26 protein-coding genes and 1 riboswitch are annotated in these 21615 nt (G+C 34.1%); of the genes, 23 read left to right on the top strand and 3 right to left on the bottom strand.

What is annotated here, in order from left to right:
- Positions 1–20: 20 nt before the first annotated feature.
- From JOC75_RS12175 to lysA, 13 genes are all read left to right on the top strand, one after another.
- A complete protein-coding gene (locus JOC75_RS12175; RefSeq protein WP_204954333.1) occupies positions 21–995 on the top strand; it encodes a nuclease-related domain-containing protein in 975 nt (324 codons plus the stop codon).
- A gap of 75 nt (positions 996–1070) precedes the next feature.
- Positions 1071–2237, top strand: a complete 1167-nt coding sequence (locus JOC75_RS12170) for a D-alanyl-D-alanine carboxypeptidase family protein (protein ID WP_204954332.1) — start codon at positions 1071–1073, stop codon at positions 2235–2237.
- Positions 2238–2332: 95 nt separating this feature from the next.
- Positions 2333–2686, top strand: a complete 354-nt coding sequence (gene spoIIAA, locus JOC75_RS12165) for an anti-sigma F factor antagonist (RefSeq protein WP_204954331.1) — start codon at positions 2333–2335, stop codon at positions 2684–2686.
- Positions 2683–3123, top strand: coding sequence for an anti-sigma F factor (spoIIAB, locus tag JOC75_RS12160; protein WP_204954330.1), 441 nt, complete (start codon positions 2683–2685; stop codon positions 3121–3123). Before spoIIAA ends, spoIIAB begins: the two co-directional genes overlap by 4 nt.
- A gap of 13 nt (positions 3124–3136) precedes the next feature.
- On the top strand, positions 3137–3895 hold the full coding sequence (gene sigF, locus JOC75_RS12155; protein WP_146946213.1) for an RNA polymerase sporulation sigma factor SigF: 759 nt from the start codon (positions 3137–3139) through the stop codon (positions 3893–3895).
- Between the two features lie 211 nt (positions 3896–4106).
- On the top strand, positions 4107–4733 hold the full coding sequence (locus tag JOC75_RS12150; protein ID WP_146946212.1) for a stage V sporulation protein AA: 627 nt from the start codon (positions 4107–4109) through the stop codon (positions 4731–4733).
- Positions 4717–5142, top strand: coding sequence for a stage V sporulation protein AB (locus JOC75_RS12145; protein WP_204954569.1), 426 nt, complete (start codon positions 4717–4719; stop codon positions 5140–5142). Before JOC75_RS12150 ends, JOC75_RS12145 begins: the two co-directional genes overlap by 17 nt.
- A 28-nt stretch (positions 5143–5170) precedes the next feature.
- Positions 5171–5611 (top strand): stage V sporulation protein AC, encoded by a 441-nt coding sequence (gene spoVAC / locus JOC75_RS12140; RefSeq protein ID WP_420828034.1) that lies wholly within the window; start codon positions 5171–5173, stop codon positions 5609–5611.
- A gap of 15 nt (positions 5612–5626) precedes the next feature.
- A complete protein-coding gene (spoVAD, locus tag JOC75_RS12135) occupies positions 5627–6649 on the top strand; it encodes a stage V sporulation protein AD (protein ID WP_204954328.1) in 1023 nt (340 codons plus the stop codon).
- Positions 6649–6999 (top strand): stage V sporulation protein AE, encoded by a 351-nt coding sequence (spoVAE, locus tag JOC75_RS12130; RefSeq protein ID WP_146946208.1) that lies wholly within the window; start codon positions 6649–6651, stop codon positions 6997–6999. Before spoVAD ends, spoVAE begins: the two co-directional genes overlap by 1 nt.
- An 8-nt stretch (positions 7000–7007) precedes the next feature.
- Entirely contained in the window at positions 7008–7586 is a 579-nt protein-coding gene (gene spoVAEA / locus JOC75_RS12125; RefSeq protein ID WP_204954327.1) for a stage V sporulation protein SpoVABEA, read from the top strand.
- Positions 7570–9039, top strand: coding sequence for a spore germination protein (locus JOC75_RS12120; RefSeq protein WP_204954326.1), 1470 nt, complete (start codon positions 7570–7572; stop codon positions 9037–9039). The genes spoVAEA and JOC75_RS12120 overlap by 17 nt, the downstream gene beginning before the upstream one ends.
- A 354-nt stretch (positions 9040–9393) precedes the next feature.
- Positions 9394–10716, top strand: coding sequence for a diaminopimelate decarboxylase (gene lysA, locus JOC75_RS12115; protein ID WP_204954325.1), 1323 nt, complete (start codon positions 9394–9396; stop codon positions 10714–10716).
- A 142-nt stretch (positions 10717–10858) separates the two neighbouring features.
- On the opposite strand, the gene JOC75_RS12110 is transcribed toward lysA, so the two are convergent.
- Positions 10859–11746 (bottom strand): DUF1002 domain-containing protein, encoded by an 888-nt coding sequence (locus JOC75_RS12110; RefSeq protein ID WP_204954324.1) that lies wholly within the window; start codon positions 11744–11746, stop codon positions 10859–10861.
- Positions 11747–11974: 228 nt separating this feature from the next.
- Between JOC75_RS12110 and JOC75_RS12105 the strand changes: the two genes are divergently transcribed.
- From JOC75_RS12105 to JOC75_RS12085, 5 genes are all read left to right on the top strand, one after another.
- A complete protein-coding gene (locus JOC75_RS12105) occupies positions 11975–12409 on the top strand; it encodes a peptidylprolyl isomerase (protein ID WP_204954323.1) in 435 nt (144 codons plus the stop codon).
- A 211-nt stretch (positions 12410–12620) separates the two neighbouring features.
- Positions 12621–12772, top strand: a riboswitch (FMN riboswitch).
- 380 nt (positions 12773–13152) lie between these two features.
- The gene (gene ribE, locus JOC75_RS12100) at positions 13153–13800 is read left to right on the top strand and encodes a riboflavin synthase (RefSeq protein ID WP_204954322.1); all 648 of its coding nucleotides are present in this window, start codon (positions 13153–13155) and stop codon (positions 13798–13800) included.
- 36 nt (positions 13801–13836) lie between these two features.
- A complete protein-coding gene (locus JOC75_RS12095; RefSeq protein WP_204954321.1) occupies positions 13837–15030 on the top strand; it encodes a bifunctional 3,4-dihydroxy-2-butanone-4-phosphate synthase/GTP cyclohydrolase II in 1194 nt (397 codons plus the stop codon).
- 122 nt (positions 15031–15152) lie between these two features.
- Positions 15153–15617, top strand: a complete 465-nt coding sequence (gene ribH, locus JOC75_RS12090) for a 6,7-dimethyl-8-ribityllumazine synthase (RefSeq protein WP_204954320.1) — start codon at positions 15153–15155, stop codon at positions 15615–15617.
- A gap of 258 nt (positions 15618–15875) precedes the next feature.
- A complete protein-coding gene (locus JOC75_RS12085) occupies positions 15876–16244 on the top strand; it encodes a GNAT family N-acetyltransferase (RefSeq protein WP_204954319.1) in 369 nt (122 codons plus the stop codon).
- 70 nt (positions 16245–16314) lie between these two features.
- On the opposite strand, the gene JOC75_RS12080 is transcribed toward JOC75_RS12085, so the two are convergent.
- Both JOC75_RS12080 and JOC75_RS12075 read right to left on the bottom strand, forming a co-directional pair.
- Positions 16315–16833 (bottom strand): DUF309 domain-containing protein, encoded by a 519-nt coding sequence (locus JOC75_RS12080; protein WP_204954318.1) that lies wholly within the window; start codon positions 16831–16833, stop codon positions 16315–16317.
- Positions 16834–17009: 176 nt separating this feature from the next.
- The gene (locus JOC75_RS12075) at positions 17010–17105 is read right to left on the bottom strand and encodes a YjcZ family sporulation protein (protein ID WP_146946198.1); all 96 of its coding nucleotides are present in this window, start codon (positions 17103–17105) and stop codon (positions 17010–17012) included.
- 389 nt (positions 17106–17494) lie between these two features.
- Between JOC75_RS12075 and JOC75_RS12070 the strand changes: the two genes are divergently transcribed.
- The 5 genes from JOC75_RS12070 (at position 17495) to JOC75_RS12050 (ending at position 21287) form a co-directional block, all read left to right on the top strand.
- The gene (locus JOC75_RS12070; RefSeq protein ID WP_204954317.1) at positions 17495–18238 is read left to right on the top strand and encodes a segregation/condensation protein A; all 744 of its coding nucleotides are present in this window, start codon (positions 17495–17497) and stop codon (positions 18236–18238) included.
- A 4-nt stretch (positions 18239–18242) separates the two neighbouring features.
- A complete protein-coding gene (gene scpB / locus JOC75_RS12065) occupies positions 18243–18839 on the top strand; it encodes an SMC-Scp complex subunit ScpB (RefSeq protein WP_204954316.1) in 597 nt (198 codons plus the stop codon).
- A gap of 179 nt (positions 18840–19018) precedes the next feature.
- A complete protein-coding gene (locus tag JOC75_RS12060; protein WP_204954315.1) occupies positions 19019–20161 on the top strand; it encodes a D-alanyl-D-alanine carboxypeptidase family protein in 1143 nt (380 codons plus the stop codon).
- Between the two features lies 1 nt (position 20162).
- Positions 20163–20750, top strand: coding sequence for a nucleoside recognition domain-containing protein (locus tag JOC75_RS12055; protein ID WP_146946194.1), 588 nt, complete (start codon positions 20163–20165; stop codon positions 20748–20750).
- Between the two features lie 6 nt (positions 20751–20756).
- Positions 20757–21287: a spore maturation protein gene (locus JOC75_RS12050; protein ID WP_204954314.1), complete on the top strand. Its 531-nt coding sequence runs from the start codon at positions 20757–20759 to the stop codon at positions 21285–21287.
- Positions 21288–21615: the final 328 nt, after the last annotated feature.

The raw sequence follows: 21615 nt of genomic DNA, 5'->3' as shown, positions 1-21615 counted from the left end.
TAATAGAGGAGAGAAAATACTTGATCATAAAACCACTAGAGGAACCGATAAAGATACAAAAGCTTGAAGTACTAAAGAAACGTCTATTCCCAACCCATGTGAAGATGAAAGAAATTGAGAAAGAATTAGCTAAAAATATAGCAGGATATAAAGGTGAAAAATCTCTTTTATATTATTTGAGTTTTCTTCCTGAAGAAGAATATATGATATTACACGATTTACGATTAACACTAGACAACAGAAATTACTTCCAAATAGATATACTAATTTTATCTCAGTACTTTATTTTGATTTTAGAAGTTAAAAACATTTCTGGGAAAATTACATTTGATGAAACGTTTCATCAGCTAATTAGACAAATCAATGATGTTGAAGAAGTATTTCCTGACCCTGTCCTTCAAGTTAATCATCAAAAATACCAATTAATAAGATATTTGAAAAAAAATAAAATCGCAAATATACCAATTGAAGCACATGTAGTTATGACGAACAATTCAGCACTATTACAAAATCAAAATAATTGTAGGAAATACTTAGATACCATTATGAGAAGTAGTGAGCTTATAACTAAGGTTGAGTATTATAAACAAAAGTATAAAGCTCCAATTTTTACGATGAAGGATCTACGTAAATTAGCCAAGAGTTTGCTGAAGGATCATACACACTCTGAATATGATGTTATTCATATGTTTGAACTAGATCCAAATGAAATATGTAAAGGAGTGTTTTGCACAAAGTGTGATTGTTATCCATTACAAAGAAAAAGAGGGACATGGTATTGTAGTGTATGCTCCTTTTCCTCTAAAACTGCCCATTTAGATGCACTTAATGATTATAAATTATTATTCGGTACTACTATAACGAATAAACAAACTAGAGATTTTCTACAAATTACCTCACCCTCCACAACTTATAAAATATTAACCTCAATGAAATTACCTCAAATTGGTCATGGTAAATCTACTTCTTACAATTTATTAAAACGAAATATATAAAAATCTTTCCAAGCATAGTATATTTTCCCTCCTTCTGGAAAAAATGGGATGTATAAAGAATGGAGGGCTTATGAAATGAAACGAATAATTTCGTGTTTAACACTTATAGCAATGCTTGTCTCTGTTACACCAATGGCTTTAGCCAAAGAAGATACAAAAACTGTTGAGCTTGCAGATAAAGCAAAGTCTGCTGTTTTAATTGAACGAGATACAGGTACGATCTTGTACGATAAAAATAGTGATGAAAAGCTTCCTCCAGCAAGTATGACAAAGATAATGACAATGCTGCTTATTATGGAGGCACTAGATAAAAATCAAATCAAGTGGGATGAAAAAGTTAGAACAAGTGAATATGCTGCTTCAATGGGCGGATCGCAGATATTTTTAGAGCCTGGCGAAGAGATGACAGTTGAGGAAATGCTCAAAGGAATTGCAATTGGATCTGGTAATGATGCATCTGTTGCTATGGCTGAAAAAATCGCAGGATCTGCTGAAGAGTTTGTCAACATGATGAATAAAAAGGTTGAGGAATTGGGGTTAAAAAATACTCAATTCAAAAATCCGACAGGGCTACCAGAGTCAGATCACTATAGCTCTGCCCATGATATGGCATTAATGGCAAAAGAATTATTAAAGTATGAAGAAATTACAAACTTCACAGGTAAATATGAAGATTACTTAAGAGAAGGTACAGAGGAAAAATTCTGGCTAGTGAATACAAATCGATTAGTTAAATTTTACCCTGGTGTAGACGGAGTGAAAACTGGATTTACGAATGAAGCAAAATATTGTTTAACTGCTACGGCTAAAAAAGATAATATGCGTGTTATTGCAGTTGTGTTTGGTGCAGAATCTCCGAAGGATCGAAATGCACAGGTCACGAAAATGTTAGATTATGCTTTTAGTCAATATCAAACTCACCCTCTATTTAAAAAGGATGAAGTATTAACAAAGACAAAGGTGAGTAAAGGTAGTGAAAAAGAAGTAAACCTCATGACATCAGAACCAATTTCAGTTTTAACGAAAAAAGGTGAAAAGGTTGATGATGTAAAGCAAGAGATTGTATTAAAAGAGGATATACAGGCTCCTGTGAAAAAAGGAGACGAATTAGGTTCTCTTCAATTAGTTAAAGAAGACAAGGTCATTGCAGAAAGTAAGATTGTTGCTGAAAAAGATGTAGAAGAAGCTAGCTGGTGGCAATTATTTAAACGTGTCATGGGAAGCTTCACAAAGTCTAGCTAATGTTGACGAATTTACACTAGTTTTGTCATCATGCAGGAAATTAAAAGTTCAATCAAGAAAGACTCTTTATCCAGAAATTAAGGAGGGGTAAAACCTTGAGTCTTGCAATTGAACTTGATGTAAAAAAATCTGTATTATGTATCCGACTCTCAGGTGAGCTTGATCATCATGCGGCTGAAGAACTACGTACGAAGGTTACGGAAGTGTTAGCTGCAAATCAATCCAAGCATATTGTATTAAATCTAGAAAATTTAGCGTTCATGGATAGTTCTGGTTTGGGCGTAATTCTAGGTAGATATAAACAAATTAAAGCAATGGGTGGGGAAATGGTCGTTTGTGCTATTTCACCAGCTGTTAAACGTTTATTTGATATGTCAGGTTTATTTAAAATCATTCGTTTAGAAGAAAACGAAATGAAAGCACTCCAGACATTGGGGGTGGCATCATGAGAAATGAAATGAACCTACAATTTTCTGCATTAAGTCAAAATGAATCCTTTGCTAGGGTTACTGTTGCATCTTTTATTGCACAATTAGATCCAACAATGGATGAATTAACTGAAATAAAAACAGTCGTATCTGAAGCTGTTACTAATGCAATTATTCACGGATATGAAAATGATCCCAATGGCATTGTTTATATTTCGGTCACACTAGAGAATGAAGTGATCCATATGACAATTCGGGATGAAGGCATTGGTATATTTGATATAGAGGAAGCTAGACAGCCTCTATATACGACAAAACCAGAGCTCGAAAGATCAGGAATGGGCTTTACAATTATGGAAAACTTTATGGATGAAATTACAGTAGACTCAACGGCTACAAGCGGTACAACAGTTAAGTTAACTAAACACTTATCTAAAAGTAAAGCTTTATGCAATTAAAGGGAGACTTGCTATGGATGTGGAGGTCAAGAACGATCAGACAAATACGCAGTTAAAAGATCATGAAGTCAAGGAATTGATTCGTCGTAGTCAAGAAGGGGACCAAGATGCTCGTGATTTAATTATCCAAAGAAATATGAGACTAGTTTGGTCTGTTGTTCAGCGTTTCTTGAACCGCGGCTACGAACCGGATGACTTGTTCCAAATTGGAAGTATTGGTTTGTTAAAATCTGTAGATAAATTTGATTTATCTTATGATGTAAGATTTTCAACTTATGCAGTACCAATGATAATTGGGGAAATTCAAAGGTTTATTCGTGATGATGGCACAGTGAAAGTAAGTAGATCATTAAAAGAGTTAGGTAATAAAATTCGTCGTGCAAGAGATGAGTTATCAAAAACAATGGGGAAAGTACCAACAGTTGCAGAAATTGCAAATTACTTAGAAATTTCCCCAGAGGAAGTTGTTCTCGCACAAGAAGCGATTAGAGCTCCATCATCTATTCATGAAACAGTATATGAAAATGACGGAGATCCTATTACATTATTAGATCAAATTGCAGATAATACAGAAACAAAGTGGTTTGATAAAATCGTATTAAAGGATGCAATCCGTGATTTAGATGAACGAGAAAGGCTTATCGTTTTTCTCAGATATTATAAAGATCAGACTCAATCTGAGGTTGCAGATCGTTTAGGAATTTCTCAAGTTCAAGTATCAAGACTCGAGAAAAAGATTTTGCAGCAAATGAAAGATAGAATGAATCAATAAAACCAAAGAGAGGCTAACTTACAATGTGTATCATACACTTGTAAGTTAGCCTCTTTTTTGCTTCTAGATCAATGGTAATTAATGGACTTACTTAAAGCTTTGTATGATTGAAATTAAGCCAATGCATACTACAGGTACAAACAAATTAATTTAGACTGCTTTATATTGTTATTTTTGTGCTTCTAATTTAATCGATAGGAAGTGATTCTTGGTGGAAAAGACGGTTTATTTAAGACTTCGTCATCGCATTCAAGTACATCCTAACGATGTTATTTCAATTGACAAGATTGCTCTTATTGTCGGTGAAAAGGAGTTGACCGAAAAGCTTAGAGAAATTAAGTTACACCAAATTCATCCGAATGATAAAAATATGGTGGTAATAGATGTGATGCATGTACTTAAAGCAATACATAAGTTTGACCACCAACTAGATGTTCAAATAATTGGGTCAACTCAAACAATCGTAGAAATTTTATATGAAAAAAAGAAGGTTTCACCACTGTTATTTGGAGCGGTATGGCTTTTACTCTTTATTGGAGCTGGTCTTGCAATCATGAATTTTCATGAAGATGTAAGCATGCAGGAAGTTCATCAACGTATTTATAAAATTGTCACGGGTAAGAAAAATGATCAACCACTAATTTTGCAAATTCCATACTCTATAGGCTTGGGATTAGGTATGGTTTTATTTTTTAATCATTTATTCAAAAAGCGTATCAACGAAGAACCAAGTCCCTTAGAAGTTGAAATCTTTAATTATCAGTTAGATTTAGATCAATATGTTGCAATGAATGAAAACAAGGAGAATTTAAATAGTGTTGATGACGATCTTAAGTAGCATTATTTTAATGATTGTCGGCCTATCAGGGGGACTTGTTGTAGGTTCTGGATTTGTTGCATTTTTAGCTGTGTTAGGGATTATCCCAAGGCTCACTCAACTGACAAAAACATATCGTTTTATCCACGTGTATGAATGGGCAATCATTTTAGGTGCAGTTATCGTAGGTTGGATGAGTTTAAGAAACACAGAGCTTTTCCAATCAGATTTATGGCTTATTCCAATTGGACTATTATGTGGTGTTTTTATTGGAATGCTGGCTGCAGCACTTACAGAAGTATTGAATGTTTTTCCGATCCTAGCTAAACGTATAGGGTTCGGTGAAAAAATCGTCATATTACTAATGGCTATTGTGCTCGGGAAAATATCTGGATCTTTATTCCATTGGATTTATTTTGTAAATCAGTAAGGGAGGTAATCAAATGGCGAAGTCAAAGATGAAGGATGATTACAAAAATCAAATCAAAGATTTTCAACCAAAACCACCGTATCTCTTGAATTGCCTTAAGGCATTTTTGATTGGTGGGTTTATTTGTATGGTCGGTCAAGGTGTACAAAACTTTTATATTGAAGTATTCAACTTCTCGGAAAAAGATGCTGGTAATCCAACTGCTGCTACATTAATACTTCTATCAGCTATACTGACCGGATTTGGGATTTACGATAAATTAGGTCAATTTGCAGGTGCAGGTTCAGCGGTTCCTATTACTGGATTTGCTAATTCAATGACAAGTGCAGCAATGGAACATAGAAGTGAAGGGATTGTTCTTGGAGTTGCTACAAATATGTTTAAACTTGCAGGAAGTGTAATTGTATTTGGGGTTGTAGCAGCTTATGTTGTAGGAATTATTCGCTATTTATATGGACTAGCATTTTAGTAAGGAGGAATCAACATGAAATTAACAGGCAAACAAACGTGGAAATTTGAAAATCCGTTGTTCGTTCATTCTAGTGGTACGGCTGTTGGACCAAAAGAAGCGGAAGGACCCTTGGGCCAGTTTTTTGATATAAAACATAAAGAATTACATTGTGGTGAGGATAGTTGGGAATTAGCTGAAAGAAGATTAATGGAACAAGCTATTGAGCAATGCTTGAAAAAGGGGAACAAGACGTCAGATGATATAGACCTTTTTCTTGCAGGAGATCTCTTAAATCAAAATGTAACATCCAACTATGTTGCAAGACACTTACAAGTTCCATTTTTATGCATGTTTGGTGCTTGTTCAACTTCAATGGAAACCGTTGCCCTTGGATCTGCATTAGTAGACGGTGGATTTGCAAATACTGTATTAGCATCAACAAGTAGCCATAATGCTACAGCTGAAAGACAGTTTCGTTTTCCTACTGAATATGGAGGTCAAAAGCCAGATACAGCAACCTTTACAGTTTCCGGTTCAGGTGCGGTTCTTATTAACAAAGAAGTAAGTAATATAAAAATTACATCTGCAACAATAGGTCAAGTAGCAGATTTAGGTATTTCAGATCCATTTGATATGGGTTCTGCAATGGCTCCTGCTGCAGCTGATACGATCACACAGCATTTTAAGGATTTAAATCGGACTCCAGATGATTATGACATGATCATAACAGGAGATTTGTCAGGTGTTGGTAGTCCGATTGTTAAGGAATTATTGAAGCAAGAAGGATACGATGTTCATAACAAACATAATGATTGTGGATTAATGATTTACCGACCAGATCAAAAGGTATTTGCTGGAGGAAGTGGCTGTGCATGTTCGGCTGTTGTCACTTACTCTCATATCTTTAATGAGCTAAAAAGCGGTAATCTTACAAGAGTGTTAGTTGTTGCAACAGGTGCTCTTCTAAGTCCAACAATGATACAGCAGAAAGAAACAATTCCTACTATTGCTCATGGAGTTGTATTTGAAAGAACAGATAGAGGAGCTGATAGCTGATGGAATATTTATTAGCTTTTGTAGTTGGAGGAGCAATTTGTGTAATAGGTCAATTGCTCTTAGATATATTTAAGCTAACTCCTGCACATGTTATGAGTTCCTTTGTTGTAACTGGAGCTATTTTAGATGGCTTTGGCCTTTATGATAAATTGATTGAATTTGCTGGTGCAGGAGCAACAGTTCCAATAACAAGTTTTGGTCATTCTCTTTTGCATGGAGCAATGGAACAAGCAAATGAACATGGTTTTATAGGTATTGGTATTGGGATATTTGAATTAACTTCTGCGGGAATTTCATCAGCAATTTTATTCGCTTTTATTATGGCTATTATATTTAAGCCGAAAGGATAGGATAAACATTGACAAAAAAAAGAAGGGTCATTCTAGTAACAGATGGTGATGAGTATGCTGCCCGAACAATTCAATATGTAGCGGCTAATATAGGTGGAAGAGCTATTTCACAATCACAGGGAAATCCAACTACATTAACAGGATCACAAATTGTTCAGCTCATCCTCAAAGCCAAAAATGATCCTGTTTTTGTAATGTTTGATGATTGTGGCTTACTTGGTGAAGGAGCTGGAGAGATTGCTTTAAAATATGTTGCAGAGCACGCTGAGATTGAGGTTTTAGGAATTATTGCAGTTGCATCAAAGACTCACCAAACAGAGTGGGCTAAAGTAGATGTTAGTATCGATCGCTTTGGAGAATTAACGGAGTACGGAGTAGATAAAAGTGGATTAAAGGACCTTGAATTAGGAAGGATAAGCGGTGACACGGTTTATTGTCTTGATCAACTGGATGTTCCTATTATTGTCGGAATAGGTGATATCGGAAAAATGGCAAGAAAAGATAGTGTGAAAAATGGATGTCCAATCACCTTAAAAGCTGTTGAATTAATTTTAGAAAGGAGCGGATATCATGACAACCAAAAATAAATACCCCATTTCAGGTAATTTAGCAGAGAATGAGAAATTTTTTAAAGAACATGTTGGATTAAACACTAGTTTTGATTTGGGTATAAGAAAATTATATATTATGGACTATCAAGTAAATATGTATTTTTTAAACGGTTTATGTGATACAGCTTACATTGTGCAAATTTTAAACAAAATTACCGCTATAAGTGATGATGAAGTTGATCATGTCAAGTTCAAGGAAATCTTAGAAAATCGTATTGTCAATCAATCAGTTGAGAAAATTAGAACATTGGATGAAGTAGTTGATCAATTACTATCTGGTTTAATAGTGTTTTTGATTGAAGGCAGTGATTATGGAATAGTAGTGGATGTTAGAAGCTATCCAGGAAGACAGCCACAGGAACCTGATACAGAAAAAATCGTTCGTGGTGCTAGAGATGGGTTTGTTGAAAATATTATCGTAAACACAGGGCTTATTAGACGAAGAATAAGAGATGAACGATTGCGATATGAAATGTTAAAAGTAGGAGAACGTTCGAAAACAGATGTTTGTGTTGCGTATGTAAAAGATGTTGCGAATCCTGAATTAATTAAAATTATAAAAAAAGAATTAGAAGCTATTGAAATTGATGGGATAACAATGGCGGATAAATCTGTCGAAGAGTTTTTAGTGAAGCAGGGTTTTAATCCATACCCTCTAGTACGTTATACGGAGAGACCAGATGTAGCTGCAAATCATTTATTAGAAGGTCATGTTTTAATTATGGTTGATACATCACCGAGTGTGATTATAACACCAACAACAATGTTTCATCACGTGCAGCATGCTGAGGAATATCGCCAAGCACCAGCTGTTGGAACATTGCTAAGATGGGTACGTTTTTTAGGCATTATCGCATCCATATTTCTACTGCCGTTATGGTTTTTATATGTATCTGAGCCATCTTTGCTACCAAAAGAAATAGCGTTTATAGGACCAAATGAGGAGAAGAATATACCAATTGTTATTCAAATATTTCTCGCCGATTTTGGTATTGAATTTTTAAGAATGGCAGCCATACACACACCAACCTCATTATCAACTGCAATGGGACTAATTGCTGCTGCATTAATTGGTCAAATAGCTATTGATGTTGGTCTTTTCGTACCTGAAGTTATCTTATATGTAGCAGTTGCTGCAATCGGAACATTTGCGACACCAAGCTATGAGCTTAGTGGAGCAAATAAAATAGCTAGATTACTGCTATTAACTTCTGTTGCAATGTTTCAATTAGAAGGATTTGTAGTTGGTAGTACAGTTTTTGTTTTACTACTTGCGAGTATCAGATCATTAAACACTCCTTACTTATGGCCATTTCTACCTTTTAATGCTAAGGCATTGTGGCAGATCATCATCCGTACATCTGTACCAGGTGCAAAGCTAAGACCTAGTATTGTACATCCCCAAAATATAAAAAAACAGTCGAATTAGGTAAAGTGACATTGAAAGAACCCCTCTTTTATGATATTGTAGCTTTAATTTAATGTTGATTCGCTTTTATAACAGACAGTTAATGCCACTGGTGTTAACTGTCTTTTTTCTTAAGGTTAGTAAACAGCAATGTATACGTATAGTGGCGTCTTTTCTTATGATAATAGAACCTTATTATTCGTTAATAGCACTTTTAACATGTTATTAGCTAAATTATTAACAACCATCCTTCAGAAAAGAGTCCTTACAAATAGAAACGAAGCTTGTTTGATAGATGTTAAGAATTGACGAGATGAATTCACATGTAACTTTAGATCTTTTAAAGAGCCTAGCTGTAGAAAGAGGGGAAGCAAGTTGTTCTTACATGGTACTAGTAGAATTAATGAAAAAGGTCATTTGGAGATAGGTGGAGTAGATACTGTAAATCTAGCAAGTAAATATGGAACACCACTTTATATTTATGATGTTGCTTTAATAAGAGAACGTGCCCGTAGTTTTAAAGAAGCCTTTGAAAAAATGAATGTCCGCGCACAGGTGGCATATGCAAGTAAAGCCTTCTCTTCAATTGCTATGTTTCAGTTAATTGATGAGGAAGGTTTATCATTAGATGTTGTTTCTGGTGGGGAGCTATATACAGCGATTGCTTCTGGCTTTCCGGCATCAAGAATCCATTTACACGGTAATAACAAAAGTAGAGCAGAATTAAAAATGGCTTTAGAGCAAAAAGTCGGGTGTATTGTTGTTGATAACTTCTATGAAATCGAACTATTAGCAGAGCTTACACAAGAGTATTCAACAAAAGTCCCAGTTCTACTTCGAGTCACACCAGGTGTTGAAGCACATACACATGATTATATTACAACTGGTCAAGAAGACTCGAAATTTGGTTTTGGTTTGTTAAATGGACAAATAGAGCAAGCGATTGATCGTGTATTGAAAATTGAGGGAATTCATTTATTAGGTATACACTGTCATATTGGCTCTCAAATATTTGATACAGCAGGTTTTGTGCTTGCTGCAGAACGCGTTTTTGCAAAAATTGAAGAATGGAAAAGTGAATTTTCATTCGTTCCAGAGGTTGTCAATTTAGGCGGAGGCTTTGGGATTAGATATACCGAGGAAGATGAACCACTTCCAGCAACATATTATGTTGAACAAATTGTAGAAGCAGTAAAGAAACAAGTAAATGAAATGGGTATAAAAATGCCGGAAATCTGGATTGAACCAGGGCGTTCACTAGTAGGAGATGCAGGAACTACTCTGTATACTATCGGCTCACAAAAAACAGTACCTAATATAAGAGAATATGTTGCAATCGATGGAGGAATGAGTGATAATATTCGTCCTGCACTATATCAAGCAAAATACGAGGCCGTACTAGCAAACCGCGTAAATGAAAAACATGAACAGCCTGTTTCAATAGCGGGTAAGTGCTGTGAAAGTGGAGATATGTTAATTTGGGACCTACCTTTACCAGAAGTGAACCCTAGTGACATCCTTGCTGTATTTTGTACGGGAGCATATGGCTACTCGATGGCAAATAATTATAATAGAATTCCTCGCCCTGCAGTTGTATTCGTTGAAAATGGAGAAGAACAGCTTGTCATCAAAAGGGAAAGCTTTGAAGATCTTATAGTAAATGACTTGCCGCTTAAATCAAAAGTTATTCAAAATTAAGGAATTAACTATAAAAGTAGCTCGTTTAAAAGAATACTCTTTTAACTCAATGCAAAAGAACCTGTAGACGAATCTGCAGGTTCTTTTGTGTTTACTTTGTTAGAATTGAAGTTAGTAGATGAGTTTGTAGAATATTTAACTCTTAAGCCGCATTTTGTTCACTGTTTGTAAAGATTGAAATGATAGCATCCCATAATGCGATAAAGAATTCTTGCACTTGCTGTAAAAATGATTGACCTTCCTCAGAATTTAAGAAATTTGAAATCTGATCTTTTGCTTGTTCAAGCTGTTGACCAACTTGATTCCAGTCAATATTTAGTTCTTTCATTTTATTAAATAAATTAATTAAATTGTTTATATCTTCTTCAGTTAATGTGATACCAAGTTCATTTGCTGCATTTTCAATAAGAGCTCGCAAGTCTGCCTCTGTTTCAGGTACACCATTCTTTGCGATTTCGTCTTTGATCTTGGCCATTAATGCTGCTGCATTTTCCGCTCCAACTTCATCACCAAGTTTAGCTGTCGTTACTAACTCTTCATTTGCTACTTGTTTTACATCTTCTGGAATCACTTTATCTGATGAAATTTCATAGGCCTTAATTAAACCTGTTAATGCAGCGGTTCCAGACACTTCAAAAGGTGCTGTTACATAGATTGATGCATCCTTTAAACCAGCAGTCATGAGAGCATTTAAATACATTTCATCAGTTACCCAGTTTATATTTTTAGTAGAGACCTCTAAACCAGATCCAGCTTTTTCAATTGTGATACTAGTTGAAGAAATTGCTTTTGTTCCTATCGTAGCTTTAGGAATATAAGCTCCTAAATATTGATGCTCTTCTTTATTAGAAACCGTGATGATTTCATCTTCTCCAGTTGCATTCATTTCGTTTAAAAGAGCTTGTTTTTGCTGTTCAGATAAATTTTCTCCAAGTGTAATAATCATATCTCCGACAACTGCATCAGCAAAACTTAAAGTTGGAAAAGCAAACAAAAGAATAGCCATTAAGGTTAGAATAATTTTTTTCAAGTGAAATACCTCCGTGTTTTTGCAAAACTAATTCTATCACATCTATTATAGTGCTTTTTATCAATAGTCAATACCCTATTTTTGTTAAGAAGTGTAAATGAACATGATTTTTAAATCTTTTTATGTTTTTATAGGCTGATCTATTTGGTGTTTGCATCTTAGTTATAGTAGAATAGATAGGTGTTCATGTCTATTAGACGTATAATACTTACTGGAGGTTTCATACATATGAAAAAAGCGCAAATTACAATGGAAAATGGAGATACAATTGGTATTGAGTTATATCCAAACGAAGCACCTGGAACTGTTGCAAATTTTGAGAAATTAGCAAATGAAGGATATTACAACGGTTTAACGTTTCACCGTGTTATCCCTGGCTTTGTAGCTCAAGGTGGATGTCCTAACGGAACAGGTACAGGTGGACCAGGATATACAATCAAATGTGAAACACAAGGAAATCCTCATAAACATGAGGCTGGATCACTTTCAATGGCACATGCAGGAAAAGACACAGGTGGTAGTCAATTCTTCATCGTACATGAGCCGCAACCACATTTAAATGGTGTTCACACTGTTTTTGGAAAAGTAACAGATAATTTAGATGCCATTTATAACATCAAACCAAATGATGTTATGAAAGAAGTAAAAATCACAGAAGAATGATCGTGAAAAGCTGTGCCTTATTAGGTACAGCTTTTTAATATTTATGTAGAAATTCTATGAAAAACAAAGCAGTTTGAAAAAATATTTAAATAATAAGTTCTTATTTATTGCATGTAGGTCATTATACAGATAAAATAAATTATAGTTATTCTCTAAGGCAATAAATTATTTGTTGTTTTACAAGTAACTTACAATTTCATATTTCGTTTTATACATTCTTCGGGGCAGGGTGAAATTCCCTACCGGCGGTGATGAGTTACAATATAGTAACTTCTAAGTCCGTGACCCGTTAACAACATGTTAGCGGTGGATCTAGTGAAACTCTAGGGCCGACAGTTAAAGTCTGGATGGGAGAAGAATTGCGCAATTTTTTTGCGGTGTATTGAATTTCTTTTTGTGTTTAACTATGTTCATTATGTACAGGGGTATGCGCTCCATAGGGAGAAGTTGATAATACCTTTAACTTAAATATAACAAGTTTACAACACTTTTAAAAAAAGGATTACAATACTCTTATTTGACATACTCAAATATCAATTACTTAACTATTTAAGCCCTAAGTCTATGACTTTGGGCTTTTTACTTTGTGTCTTTTTAAGCAGGTAAAATATAAGTGGTTTATATGCATACTTTACATGTTTACCACCCATGAATAGTCCTAAATACTTTATGTAAACGATAATATGGCAAAATCCAGGGGAGGTATAATTAGGACCAAGCATATTGTAAAGTGAGGGATTTATTTGTTTACAGGAATTATTGAAGAAATAGGATCAATAAAAAAACTACAAAGCTCTAGAGAAGCGATTGTATTTTCAATTGAAGCGACAAAAATTTTACATGATATAAATTTAGGTGACAGTATTGCGGTTAATGGTGTTTGTTTAACAGTAACTGAATATAATGAATCTTCATTTTCAGTTGATGTGATGCCGGAAACAGTTAAAAGTACTTCTTTGTCACAATTAAAGCAAGGCTCTAAAGTGAATTTAGAAAGAGCAATGGCAGCTAATGGTAGATTTGGTGGTCATTTTGTATCAGGACATGTTGATGGAACAGCTCAAATTATAAAAAAACAGAGGTTCTCAAATGCTGTTTATTACGATTTGAAAATTTCGGAGCATTTAACAGATACACTTATTCATAAAGGATCTATTACAATCGATGGAATTAGCTTAACAATCTTTGGGCTAGAAAAAGAAAAAGTGACGATTTCAATTATCCCACATACATTGAGTGAAACAATATTAGGATCAAAGGATGTAGGGGATATTGTAAATATTGAGTGTGATATGGTGGGTAAGTATATTAGGAAGTTCGTCAACCAACAAATAACTCCAAAAAACTCTTCACTAAGCAAATCGTTTTTAGAAGAAAATGGATATGCTTAATTAGAATGTAGACTTAATTTGATAGGGGGTTTTTAGATGTTTCATACAATAGACGAAGCGATAGAAGATCTAAAGGAAGGTAAAGTTGTCATAGTGGTGGATGATGAGGATCGTGAAAATGAAGGTGATTTTGTATCATTAGCTGATCGAGTTACACCTGAAACAATCAACTTTATGATTAAGCATGGTAGAGGACTAGTTTGTGTTCCTATAACAGAAGAACAAGCTGAAAAATTAGATTTAACACCAATGGTATCTCAAAATACTGATCCGCATGGTACAGCTTTTACAGTGAGTGTAGATTACAAAACTAACACAACAGGGATCAGTGCTTTTGAACGTGCGGACACTGTTAAAGCTCTTTTATCAGAGGATGTGAAGTCAGCTGACTTTAAACGACCAGGACATACCTTTCCTTTAATTGCAAAAACAGGTGGTGTTCTAAGACGTGCAGGTCATACTGAAGCTGCAGTTGATTTATCTTTGCTAAGTGGAGCTAAACCAGGTGGAGTTATTTGTGAAATTATTAAAGAAGATGGCACAATGGCGAGAGTACCGGATTTATTAGTACTTTCAGAGAAATTAAATTTAAAGATTATCACTATAAAAGATTTAATTAAGTATCGAAACACAACCGAAAAACTAGTGAAACGCGAAGTAGAAATAGACCTACCAACAGAGTTTGGATCTTTTAAAGCAATTGGATATTCAAACACTTTAGATGATAAAGAGCATGTTGCTTTTGTAAAAGGTGATATTGATTCTAGTGAAGACATTATAGTACGAGTTCATTCCGAATGTTTAACTGGAGATGTGTTTGGTTCTTTTAGATGTGATTGTGGTCCTCAGCTTCATGCTGCATTAACACAAATTGAAAAAGCAGGTAAAGGTGTACTGCTTTATATGCGTCAAGAAGGAAGAGGTATAGGTTTACTTAATAAAATGAGAGCCTATAAGCTTCAAGAAGAAGGATATGACACAGTTGCAGCAAATGAAAAGCTAGGCTTTGCTCCTGATCTTAGAGATTATGGAATTGGTGCTCAAATAATCAGAGATCTAGGTATACAAAAAATGAAGTTATTGACTAATAACCCTCGTAAAATTGCTGGGTTAGAAGGATATGGATTAACAGTTGTTGATCGTGTTCCTATTCAAATGCCAGAACGAGAAGAAAACAAACAATACTTACGTACAAAGTATGAAAAGCTAGGTCATTTCTTACATTTCTAAAATATCTTCAATATGGAGACATCTCGTACAAAGGATGGCATTTTGATAAAGAAAAGATGTCATTCAACCTTAATACAGTAGTTTATACTTATAAATTTCTAATAAAATTTGGAGGAATAAATATGAAAACATATGAAGGACATTTAATTGGTAGTGGTTTAAAAGTTGCAATAGTGGTAGCTCGTTTTAATGAATTTATTACATCTAAGCTTCTTGGTGGAGCTGAGGATGGCTTAAGAAGACATGGAGTTGAAAATGAAAATGTAACAGTTGCGTGGGTACCAGGTGCATTTGAATTACCATTAGTAGCGAAAAAATTAGCGGAATCAGGTAAATACGATGCAGTTATCACTTTAGGTACTGTTATTCGTGGAGCTACTACTCACTATGATTATGTTTGTAACGAAGCAGCGAAAGGTGTTTCACAAGCATCATTAACAACTGGAGTGCCAGTTATTTTTGGAGTTTTAACAACAGAGACAATTGAACAGGCAGTAGAAAGAGCTGGTACAAAAGCAGGAAATAAAGGCTATGAAGCTGCAGTAACTGCAATTGAAATGGCTAATTTACTTAACACTTTTGAATAATTTACGTAAAAGTGTTTAAAAAAGGTAGAAAACTGTATATAATATCTTGAGAAGAACTATATAATAACAGATACTCAATGCCACTTTAGTTTACCCGCATATTCAACAGCGGTTAATGGCAAGGAATATGCGTCAGTCAAAAACCAAAAAAGCATAACATTAGATACTAGTAGGAACTTAACTGGACTTAATTTGTGCTTTTTTGGTAGTACTTTGCTTTCTGATAAAAGGAAGCTATTTCGTTAATGAGGGGTATATATGTTAATTCGTTATAAAAAAAGCTTTGAAAAGATTGCCATGGGTTTATTGTCATTTATGCCGGCTGAAAAGGAAATAAAGCAATTGCAGCAAACAATAAAGCAGTATGAAGTTGACGATAACTGGCAGCTGTTTTTATGGAAGCATGAGGAAGATATAATTGGTGCAATTGGTGTTATTTTCAAAGGAGAAGATACTGTAGAAGTACAGCATATCACTGTTAATCCCTCTCACCGCCATCAAGGTGTTGGGAAATCTATGCTCAATGCAGTTACAGATCTTTATAAAAATAAAGCCGTAGTACCAAATGAAGATACTAAGGCATTCTTTGAAAAATGTTCGAATGATTCAACTCAAGATTGTGAATAAAAAAACAAGCCAGTTATTCGCTGAATTCTGGCTTGTTTTTTTATGGAAATGAAAAGGTTTGGACATTCATTTATTTAGAGTGCCGCTTTTTGAGTTGAAGCTCTCGTTCTGTAATAACCTCTGATCGGTCACGTTTTATATGTTTATGTAATAAGTATTCATTACTTAAGTCACTATGTTTCCCCCAAGTAAGATTTTCATGTAAACATCGGTTATTACATATCGATTTTAACTTTTTATCAACAATTGGAAGGTTAAAACTATGATAAGGTTGCTTGTTGAAGATTTCTAGTTTTCTATATTTTAGTTGATTTAATAATTCATCACTATGTAACCCTAGTAGGTTGAGTATGTCTTTCTCGTGTACTAGTAGGTTGATTGCATTAGATATCATTCTGTAAGCACCAGGATAGTTACCTCTCCTTTGATGATAAAGACCTACAGCAATTTGTATAAGACCAACCCAATATTTTTTTCGTTCCTTTGGTGGGTCTTTTTTCCAATGCTCCTCAAGCACCTCATGACATTCAAAATAATCTCGTTCACAATGAAAGTAAATAAGATAATCAATATAAGCTTGATCAAACATATTTATAGCATGTCCCCCTTGATAAAAAGCTATTTAAAATAAGTGTATCATATTATTTTCAAGTTAGTGAAATAACCAATTTTTAATGCAACCCAATAGCTAACTGAACAATATGTAATTAAAATGAAATTCCACGTAAGTATAAAGAGCTGCTGATACCTCAGCAGCTATATTGATTAATATACCCAAGCAGCACCAACGATAATTAATAAAATAAACAATACAACAATTAACGCAAATCCTCCGCCGTAACCAACTACTGCTTCACCCATTTTTAAAATACCTCCCTTTTGTTTAGCTGTTACATTGGTAATATATGAGGAAAAAGCTGAGTTGTATAGGCAAGTGACTATTTTCACTTATTTTTTTAGAGTTTTGCAAGATGTCTAATCGAGGATAAGTCTGAAGAAATGTGAAAATAAATTCTTAAACTTGACTCTGAAAAGGATTAATATGGTGAAAGCGTTAAATGTTACGTAGAGTATGGGTTACACCAATGTAATCCTTCATCTAAAAATACTTTAAGTCGATAATCCAAAAATAATCTCCAATATGATCAACAAGTAACCTTCGAGCAACTTGTTTTTAAATAAATATTGGACATGAGTAAGTTTTCCTCTATACTATATGTTGGCTAGTTGTAAGAATGGTGGGATAAAGAATGAAATATCATGTGAAAATAGATGCATTTGAAGGACCCTTAGATCTTTTACTACATTTAATCAATCGTTTAGAAATTGATATATATGATATACCTGTGTCTGAGATAACGGAGCAATATATGCTATATATTCACACAATGCAGGAGATGCATCTTGATATAGCTTCAGAATACTTAGTGATGGCAGCGACTTTATTGTCAATAAAAAGTAGAATGTTATTACCAAAACAAGAGGAAGATCTTTTTGAGGATGAATTTGGTAATGAACCAGAAGAGGATCCTCGTGATGAGTTAATGCAAAGACTTATTGAGTATCGTAAATATAAAGAAGCAGCAGAGGATTTACGAACTCTTGAAGAAGATCGTTTGCAGGTCTATACAAAGGCTCCAAGTGATTTAAGCGAATATATAATCGAATCATCGAATCAAATGGACTCTTTAAATGTTTCAATTTATGATATGTTAGGTGCTTTCCAAAAAATGCTTCGTCGGAAAAAAATTAAAAAACCGATGCAAACAACTATCTCAAGACAAGAAATACCGATTGAGAGAAGAATGGAAGAAATTTTATTGGACCTTAGAACAAATCCAGGTAGACGCAAATTCACAGACTTATTTACATCTGATCATAAAGATCATTTAGTTGTAACTTTTTTGGCTATATTAGAGCTAATGAAAACACATTCAATCCTTATTGAACAAGAAAACAATTTTGCAGATATTTTTATAATGGGGAGTGAGTAGGATCATGTCCTTAGGTGTTATTGAGTGGAATTCAATTGTTGAGGCTCTTTTATTTGCTTCGGGAGATGAAGGGCTTTCTCTCAAACAATTAATGACAGTATTAGAATTAGAAGAGCAAGAAGTAATGGATATTTTAAGTGAAGTGTCTTCAAGTTATAAAGAGAAAAAACGAGGAATTGAATTGGTGGAAGTTGCGGGACACTATCAACTGACAACTAAGAAAATTCATTCTTCATATATTAAAAAATTGGTTGAATCTCCTGTTAATAGTTCTCTGTCACAAGCAGCACTAGAAACGTTAGCTATTGTAGCATATAGGCAGCCTATAACAAGGGCAGAGATTGAAGAAGTTCGCGGTGTAAAAACAGAAAGACCACTTCAAACTCTTGTATCAAAAGTTTTAATTAAAGAAGTTGGAAGAGCAGAAGGAACAGGTCGTGCTATTTTATATGGAACGACAAGAGAATTCCTTGAATATTTTGGGTTAAAATCAATTAAAGAATTACCTCCACTTCCAGAGAAAACGGACGATGAATTTGAACAGGAAGAAGCAGATTTATTTTTTGAAAAGTTTAATGAAACATTAGAAGAGTTAAAATAATCCCTAGTTAAAGACTGGTAAGGTTATGGTTTTTAAAACCATTATTCTTAACAGTCTTTTTTTATTATTTTTTAAGATACTTATAATGAAAAACAATTTACAGAAGTTGAAGTTTTTATCATAAGCTTTGTCCCACTGCATAAACTTGTACAAAACAAGTAAGGGGACGTGGATGCATTATGTTGCAAATTAAGAAAATGACAACAGGAATAATCATCATTTTACTTCTAATCACATTACTCCCACACCAGACTTCAGCTGTTGGCGTAAGTGCTCAAACTGCCATTTTAATAGATCAGGAATCTGGTAGAGTTTTGTTTGAAAAAGATGCTCACAAAAAAATGAGGATTGCTAGTATAACGAAAATTATGACTGCGATTTTAGCTATTGAATCAGGAAAACTAGAAGAAATGGTTACTGTAAGTGATAGAGTTCTTAAAGCTGAAGGGTCTTCTATTTACTTACAAAAAGGTGAGAAAATTAAATTAGAAGATTTAGTTTATGGCTTAATGCTACGCTCAGGAAATGATTCGGCAGTGGCAATTGCTGAGCATGTTGGTGGGAGTTTAGAAGGGTTTGTCATCATGATGAATCAAAAAGCTGCAGAAATTGGTATGACGAACACTGAATTTGCAAATCCACATGGACTTGATGATCATGAAAATCATTTTTCAACAGCCTATGATATGGCGATTTTGACACAATACGCTATGAAAAACGAAACGTACCAAAAGATATCTGGTACTGAAACACACCGTGCGCCAAACCCAAATGAAAAGTGGGACAGAGTATGGCATAACAAAAACAAATTATTAACACAGCTATATGAATACAGTACTGGTGGAAAGACCGGTTATACTGTTCGGGCAAAAAGAACTTTAGTATCAACGGCTACTAAAGATGGTTTTGATACCATTGTTGTTACATTAAATGATCCTAACGACTGGAAGGATCATATGAATCTTCATAACTATGCTTACAGCCATTTTGAGTTAGTGAAATTAAAAGATAAAGGTACTCTTAAAGGAATAGAAGAGGATTTTTATCATAATAAAATTTTTCTTGAAAGAGATGTTATCTATCCTCTAACAAAAGAAGAGCAGGACAAAGTGAATATTAATGTGAAATTACAAAAGCCAGATGAAGAGTGGGAAAGGGAGGAAGTAGTACCAAATGTTGTAGGAAATCTCCTAGTTAAAATAGATGAAAGAAAAATAGCAGAAGTACCTATTTATTTTGATAATGGCAAGGTTGAAAAGCCTAAAGGCTCATTTTGGGAGATGTTTAGAAATCTGTTTTTTGCTGTTTCAGGTGTGAAGTAAAATGGTTAATATTATTTGGGTGATGTTAACTGTTATTGGAATAGTGTTTGCGATGTTTAATGGAACAATGGAAGAAGTAAATGAAGCTATTTTTAAAGGTGGCAAAGAAGCAGTTACCATTTCAATTGGGTTTATCAGTGTATTAGTTTTTTGGCTTGGATTAATGAAAGTTGCAGAGAATGCAGGTTTACTAGAGAAATTAGGTAATTTATTTAAGCCGATTGTAACAAGACTTTTTCCAGAAGTTCCACCTGAGCACCCGGCAATGGGTTATATGCTTTCAAATATGATGGCAAATTTATTTGGATTAGGAAATGCTGCAACTCCACTAGGAATAAAAGCAATGGAACAATTAAAAGTGTTAAATGGAAATTCAGATAAAGCTAGCAGGTCAATGATTACATTTTTAGCAATTAATACATCAAGCTTAACACTTATTCCTACTACAGTAATTGCAATTATGATGACCTATGGCTCTTCCTCACCTACTAGTATTGTTGGACCAACATTAATTGCAACACTACTATCTACAACAGGGGCTATTATGATCGATCGTTACTTTTATTATAGGAGAAAGAGAAAAGGGTGATAGAACATGGGTGTCATTGGTGTAATATCTTTATGGATCATACCTGTTATAATTGGATTTATATTGATTTATGGAACACTAAAAAAAGTACCAACATATGAGTCATTTGTTGAAGGTGGAAAAGAAGGGATAAATATCTCATTTTCCATTATTCCTTATTTAGTTGGAATGCTTGTGGCTATTTCAGTTTTTAGAGCCTCTGGTGCATTAGAATTTTTAATGAATTTTATGAAACCAGCTCTTGAGGTTTTAAATATTCCTGCTGAAATTGTTCCTTTAGCTTTCATTCGGCCAATCTCAGGTACAGCAGCATTAGGCTTAACTTCTGATATCATATCAACGTATGGCCCAGATTCATTTATTGGTATGTTAGCTGCAACAATGCAAGGAAGTACAGATACGACTTTATATGTACTAACAGTTTATTTTGGAGCTGTAGGAATAAGAAGAATGGGTGACGCGTTAAAAGTTGGATTGTTAGCAGATATTGTAGGAATTATTGCTGCTATTGTTGTTGTCACATTAATGTTTTCATAAGTCAGACTTTTGACAGCTGCCTTTTCTAAATAAATGTCTATAAAATAAATGAATAAATAAATTAAAAACTTGGCTGGTACTTTAGCCAAGTTTTTTGTTGTGTAGTGAAATGCTGTCAAAGAGTTAAGGAAATAAATTGACTAGAGTTGAACTGTTTAGTATCACTAACTATTACGAGAGATAGTACTTTAATGATTAATTATGTTATGATAGGAAAGCACATTTTGACAACTTCAGCTTCTTTTAAAAATTGATATAAGATATTTTAGAAAACAGGACAGGTACATAAGAGATATGTGTCTTTTTGATATAGAGCTAATAAAACTGT

It is taken from the genome of Metabacillus crassostreae (assembly GCF_016908395.1).
Classification (GTDB): domain Bacteria; phylum Bacillota; class Bacilli; order Bacillales; family Bacillaceae; genus Metabacillus; species Metabacillus crassostreae.
This window is presented reverse-complemented; position numbering and strand designations above follow the sequence as displayed.

What these genes read in the sequence shown, in the direction of transcription:
- JOC75_RS12170 (WP_204954332.1), top strand. Translation starts at nt 1,071, where the DNA reads ATGAAACGAATAATTTCGTGTTTAACACTTATAGCAATGCTTGTCTCT.
- spoIIAB (WP_204954330.1), top strand. Translation starts at nt 2,683, where the DNA reads ATGAGAAATGAAATGAACCTACAATTTTCTGCATTAAGTCAAAATGAA.
- sigF (WP_146946213.1), top strand. Translation starts at nt 3,137, where the DNA reads ATGGATGTGGAGGTCAAGAACGATCAGACAAATACGCAGTTAAAAGAT.
- JOC75_RS12145 (WP_204954569.1), top strand. Translation starts at nt 4,717, where the DNA reads ATGACGATCTTAAGTAGCATTATTTTAATGATTGTCGGCCTATCAGGG.
- spoVAC (WP_420828034.1), top strand. Translation starts at nt 5,171, where the DNA reads ATGAAGGATGATTACAAAAATCAAATCAAAGATTTTCAACCAAAACCA.
- spoVAD (WP_204954328.1), top strand. Translation starts at nt 5,627, where the DNA reads ATGAAATTAACAGGCAAACAAACGTGGAAATTTGAAAATCCGTTGTTC.
- spoVAE (WP_146946208.1), top strand. Translation starts at nt 6,649, where the DNA reads ATGGAATATTTATTAGCTTTTGTAGTTGGAGGAGCAATTTGTGTAATA.
- JOC75_RS12120 (WP_204954326.1), top strand. Translation starts at nt 7,570, where the DNA reads ATGACAACCAAAAATAAATACCCCATTTCAGGTAATTTAGCAGAGAAT.
- JOC75_RS12105 (WP_204954323.1), top strand. Translation starts at nt 11,975, where the DNA reads ATGAAAAAAGCGCAAATTACAATGGAAAATGGAGATACAATTGGTATT.
- JOC75_RS12095 (WP_204954321.1), top strand. Translation starts at nt 13,837, where the DNA reads ATGTTTCATACAATAGACGAAGCGATAGAAGATCTAAAGGAAGGTAAA.
- ribH (WP_204954320.1), top strand. Translation starts at nt 15,153, where the DNA reads ATGAAAACATATGAAGGACATTTAATTGGTAGTGGTTTAAAAGTTGCA.
- JOC75_RS12085 (WP_204954319.1), top strand. Translation starts at nt 15,876, where the DNA reads ATGTTAATTCGTTATAAAAAAAGCTTTGAAAAGATTGCCATGGGTTTA.
- JOC75_RS12080 (WP_204954318.1), bottom strand. Translation starts at nt 16,833, where the DNA reads ATGTTTGATCAAGCTTATATTGATTATCTTATTTACTTTCATTGTGAA.
- JOC75_RS12075 (WP_146946198.1), bottom strand. Translation starts at nt 17,105, where the DNA reads ATGGGTGAAGCAGTAGTTGGTTACGGCGGAGGATTTGCGTTAATTGTT.
- JOC75_RS12070 (WP_204954317.1), top strand. Translation starts at nt 17,495, where the DNA reads ATGAAATATCATGTGAAAATAGATGCATTTGAAGGACCCTTAGATCTT.
- scpB (WP_204954316.1), top strand. Translation starts at nt 18,243, where the DNA reads ATGTCCTTAGGTGTTATTGAGTGGAATTCAATTGTTGAGGCTCTTTTA.
- JOC75_RS12060 (WP_204954315.1), top strand. Translation starts at nt 19,019, where the DNA reads ATGTTGCAAATTAAGAAAATGACAACAGGAATAATCATCATTTTACTT.
- JOC75_RS12055 (WP_146946194.1), top strand. Translation starts at nt 20,163, where the DNA reads ATGGTTAATATTATTTGGGTGATGTTAACTGTTATTGGAATAGTGTTT.
- JOC75_RS12050 (WP_204954314.1), top strand. Translation starts at nt 20,757, where the DNA reads ATGGGTGTCATTGGTGTAATATCTTTATGGATCATACCTGTTATAATT.